Genomic DNA, 4,184 nt, shown 5'->3' on the forward strand with positions numbered 1-4,184 from the left:
TGAGTGCACCTGCCGCGGCAAGCTCGGCGATCTGGTTGGCGGCGGGGTTGGCGTCCGGCGAGGAGTTGAAAGCGATCGGCTCAGGGCTGTTGAGGACGGCGAGGGTGAAGGCCTGGTTGGCGGTGCTTCCGTCAGASGAGGTTGCCGTCACKGTCAGATTGATCGACGACTGSGTCTCRAAGTCGAGCGCGCCGGTGGCCGATCGCGTGATGACGCCGCTGCTGGAATTGATGGCGAAGCGCGARTCATTGATGCTGTAGGTGACGGTCGAGCCGGCATCGGGATCCGTGGCCGAGGCGGTGATCCCGRTGAGTGCACCTGCCGCGGCAAGCTCGGCGATCTGGTTGGCGGCGGSGTTGGCGTCGGGAGGGGCGTTGAAGGCCACCGGCATCTGGCTGGCCGTGACGTTGAGGCTGAAGGCATGGGTATCGATGCTGCCATCGGACGAGGTGGCGGTGACGGTCAGGGCGACCGACGGCTCGGACTGGGCGTTGAGCGTGCCGGTACTCGAGCGCGTGATGACACCGGTGCTGGCATTGATGGCGAAGCGAGGGTCGCCGATGCTGTAGGTGACGGTCGAGCCGGCATCGGGATCCGTGGCTGCGGCGGTAATCCCGATCGCCGTGCCGGCGGCGGCGTTCTGGGCAATCTGGTTGGCGGCGGGGTTGGCGTCCGGTGAGGAGTTGAAAGCGATCGGCTCAGGGCTGTTGAGGACGGCGAGGGTGAAGACCTGGTTGGCGGTGCTTCCGTCGGAGGAGGTTGCCGTCACGGTCAGATTGATCGACGACTGCGTCTCAAAGTCGAGCGCGCCGGTGGCTGAGCGCGTGATGACGCCGCTGCTGGCGTCGATGGCGAAGCGTGAATCGTTGAGACTATAAGTGATGGTCGAGCCGGCATCGGGATCCGTGGCCGAGGCGGTGATCCCGRTGAGTGCACCTGCCGCGGCAAGCTCGGCGATCTGGTTGGCGGCGGGGTTGGCGTCCGGCGAGGAGTTGAAAGCGATCGGCTCAGGGCTGTTGAGGACGGCGAGGGTGAAGGCCTGGTTGGCGGTGCTTCCGTCAGACGAGGTTGCCGTCACTGTCAGATCAATCGACGACTGCGTCTCGAAGTCGAGCGCGCCGGTGGCCGATCGCGTGATGACGCCGCTGCTGGCGTCGATGGCGAAGCGCGAGTCATTGATGCTGTAAGTGACGGTCGAGCCGGCATCGGGATCCGTGGCCGAGGCGGTGATCCCGGTGAGTGCACCTGCCGCGGCAAGCTCGGCGATCTGGTTGGCGGCGGCGTTGGCGTCTGGAGGTGCGTTGAAGGCCACCGGCAGCTGGTTGGCCGTGACGTCGACGTTGAAGGCATGGGTATCGATGCTGCCATCGGACGAGGTGGCCGTGACGGTGAGGGCGATCGACGGCTCGGACTGGGCGTTGAGCGCGCCAGTACTCGAGCGCGTGATGACACCGGTGCTGGCATTGATGGCGAAGCGCGAGTCGTCGATGCTGTAGGTGACTGACGAGCCGGTATCGGGATCCGTGGCTGCGGCGGTAATCCCGATCGCCGTGCCGGCGGCGGCGTTCTGGGCAATCTGGTTGGCGGCGGGGTTGGCGTCCGGTGAAGAGTTGAAGGCGACCGGCTCAGGGCTGTTGAGGACGGCGAGGGTGAAGACCTGGTTGGCGGTGCTTCCGTCGGAGGAGGTTGCCGTCACGGTCAGATTGATGGACGACTGCGTCTCAAAGTCGAGCGCGCCGGTGGCTGAGCGCGTGATGACGCCGCTGCTGGCGTCGATGGCGAAGCGTGAATCGTTGAGACTATAGGTGACGGTCGAGCCGGCATCGGGATCCGTGGCCGAGGCGGTGATCCCGGTGGGTACACCTGCCGCGGCAAGCTCGGCGATCTGGTTGACGGCGGCGTCGGCGTCGGCCGGGGTGTTGAAGGCCACCCCGGATCCAGGCAGCAGATATTCGATGTGCAGCAGCGGAGCGCTGGTCGGCGAATATTCGTAGGAATCGGCCGTGCGCGTGCCGGTGCCGGTGACCATAAATGCCATGTCGTTGAGCGCCGCCCAGCCCGAGCGGTTGACGATCTCCTGCACAATCGTCGACAGATCCGGCGAGCGCTCGGCCAACCCGTGGGCGCCGACCGTGGTCCACGGGTCCGGCGTCCAGGCGGTGGACGCGTCCGTCGTCGCGCGTGAAGAGACGTTGAAGCTGACGTTGGTGAAGGCGCTCGCGTCGTCGGTATCTTCGCCCTTGATCAGCAGCGAGGTCGCGCCGGTCTTTACCTCATTGGCCTGGAACTGGATGTAGGCGCTGGTGATGATGGCGCCTTGCGGGATGTCGATGCCGGTGAAGCGAATGCCTACCGTCTGACGGGTGCTGCTGTCATAGCCCAGTTCCAGGTCGTTGGTGTTGCTCGAGATCGAGCCCGAGCCCTTCTGCTCGACATCGTCGCCGGCGGTCGCCACCCTTGTCTCGAAGATAGGGTCGATTGCGCTAGAGCTGGCGGCGAAGAGGCTGCTGGTGGTGACCGCGGCGCGCGTCGAGACCGTGCCGATGTCAGCAACTGCCTCAGGGATAGTGGTAGTGGAGGTCAGAAAGCTGTCGGCGTGACCCTTTTCCATATTGTGCCACAACCCAGAGGCCTTCGCCGCAAGCCTGTCGAGAAGCGTGCTGTCAAGATGAATGCCAAGTCTGGCTGCCGCCTCGGTGAGGCCAGTCAGTTTCAATCCGCCCTCGCTCCCCCATGCCGGYGTGGTCCGATGCTCGGAGACGAGATCGAGCCGGTTTGCGGCGGGATCAAAGCTGGTGGTGTGACTGCCCTTGCCGGTTACGGCAGCGACTCCATCGCCAAGCTCGGAGAGTACGCGCGGAGTCTCGCTGCCGCTCGCTGCTCCGCTCGGCTGGGTCCAATTGTCAATGTTCAGCCAGTCGCCTTTGATCGAGGCGTCGATGCCGAACTCCGTCATCAAGAGTTTCACGTCGCCCCAGGGAAGCTCAGGCAGTTTAGCCATGTTGGATTTCCTTTCCGCATTTCTCTCGATTAAATCCGGAATCGCGACGTGCCCGACAGGGCGTCAGTTCCGATACCCAGATCGAGCATGGCGACGGTACGCAGCGCACGAAAGCCGCGGCCCAAATGTTCTGTCGTTGACTAGTCAGTTGCCTTCTTCATCCTAGGCCAGGCGGGCGCCACCGAAGCGAGCAAGCGCAGCAGTGTTTGCCCGTCCCGCCCGAGAAACAGCGAGGGCAGGATCCAGCACAGCAGCAAGCCCCCGGCAGATGCCAGCAATGCCGTATCGATGAGCAGGGGAAGAGGAGATAGATGGAACTCGCGCAGCCATTCCACCAGTGCCCAGACGCCGGTTCCGACAACGCCCGCCAGCGCGAGCCCAGGCAGGTGCGCCACAAGGAAGTCTCTCCATGTCATCCCGGTCACGCGGAGGCTCAACTGTGCCATCAGCAAGAAGTTGATCCCGAGGGCCGCGCCGACGCCGAACGCCACGCCCTCTATGCCCCAGAATTGCCCTATGAGGGAGCCGGCGAAGACGCCGATGGTGAAAACCGCCTGGCRCCAGGCGCGAGCGTAGACCGTTCCTGTTGCGCGCGAGACGGAATCGCTAAGCTTGTAGCTCGTGCGGAACAGCATGCTGAACGCTAGAATCTGGAGCGGGGCGACTACCCCTACCCATCCCCGCCCGAGAATGACCGCAACCAACTCCGGCGCGACGATCGCCACGACCACACTGGCCGGCAGGACAAGCAGAGCGCAACCCGCGACTGCGCTGCGATAGGCACGAGCAAGCCGCGCGGGCTGCTCCTGGACCAGCGCCATGGTCGGGAACAGCACCCGATCGAGAACCTGACCGACGATGACCGCGGGCGTCGTCATCAGTTGTGACGACAGGCCGTACAGTCCAAGTGCATCGGCGCCGAGCCAGCGGCCCACGACAAGCCTGTCCGCTTGGGTGGCGAGGTAATTGCATACCCGGGCAATGGTGAAACCGCTTCCGAAATAGAGCAGTTCGGTGATGGCGCGCCGCTCCAGCAAAGGCCGCATCGGATGCGGCTGGCCAGCGAGCAGCACGACCATGCGGATGAATTGCTGGATCAGGAGCGCACCGACAAGGGCCCAGATGCCGAAGCCGAGCCAAGCCAGGACCGGACCGGCAACGACGTAGCCCGTCGCAAAGGCAC

Annotated in this window: 2 protein-coding genes; both read right to left on the reverse strand. The window is 64.6% G+C overall.

Annotated features, from left to right (window positions below; translation table 11 throughout):
• Nucleotides 1–3,001: cadherin repeat domain-containing protein (locus tag AC1DX0_RS31910; protein ID WP_477358396.1), on the reverse strand; the 3,001-nt coding region annotated here is incomplete at its 3' end.
• 140 nt (nt 3,002–3,141) lie between these two features.
• Nucleotides 3,142–4,184, reverse strand: a 1,043-nt coding sequence (locus AC1DX0_RS31915; RefSeq protein WP_477358397.1) for an oligosaccharide flippase family protein, incomplete at its 5' end; no start/stop codon positions are given.

The organism is Mesorhizobium sp. P3_A9 (genome assembly GCF_056402975.1).